At 46.6% G+C, this 686-nt stretch carries 1 pseudogene; it reads left to right on the forward strand.

Annotation, left to right across the window (positions count from 1 at the left end):
- Positions 1 to 656 (forward strand): annotated as a pseudogene (locus tag PKO02S_RS32115) (IS630 family transposase); the annotation flags it as partial.
- Positions 657 to 686: the final 30 nt, after the last annotated feature.

Below are 686 nucleotides of genomic sequence, written 5' to 3' on the forward strand. Positions count from 1 at the left end.
ATTTCCAAAGTAATGGAACGCTTAGGACTCAGTTATACGAAACCGACCTACACGCTCGCGGCAGCAGACCCCGAGAAGCAGCGTCAGTTTGCCGAAACGACGTTTCCCCATTTAAAAAAAGATTGTTGAACGACGAAATTGACCATCTGCTGTTTGAAGATGAATCGATGATCCGAGACTACCAGGCGATTCAGAAAACCTGGTTTCTCCGTGGCAAACAGCGAATCATTCAAACCACGGGCAAGCACCGTGGTGTCAAGTTGTTGGCTACAGTGGACTATGCGACCGGGCAGATCGTTTGGCAAGAAGACGAACAATATACAGCCGAGACCTTTTTGGCGTTTCTTCAAAAGATCCTCGAAGCCTACTCTACGGGAACCATCGTCATCGTATTAGACAACGCCCGAATTCATCATGCGAAGCTCCTTCAACCGTTTCTGGACGAACACAAAGATCGGCTTGAGCTGGTGTTCCTGCCGCCTTACAGCCCTCAGTTGAACATCGTGGAAGGGCTTTGGAAATGGCTTAAATCTAATGTCATCAACAATGTGTTCTATTCCACCGTTGCCGAAATCCGTCTGAGTGTCGGACAGTTTATGGATGAAATCATGAAATACCCACATGTCATCATTGATCGCCTATGCGTTCGTTTTTGAATGTCAGCTTCTTTCGTTCAACTTATATAG

This window comes from Paenibacillus koleovorans NBRC 103111 (genome assembly GCF_004000845.1).
GTDB classification, from domain to species: Bacteria; Bacillota; Bacilli; order Paenibacillales; family NBRC-103111; genus Paenibacillus_AA; species Paenibacillus_AA koleovorans.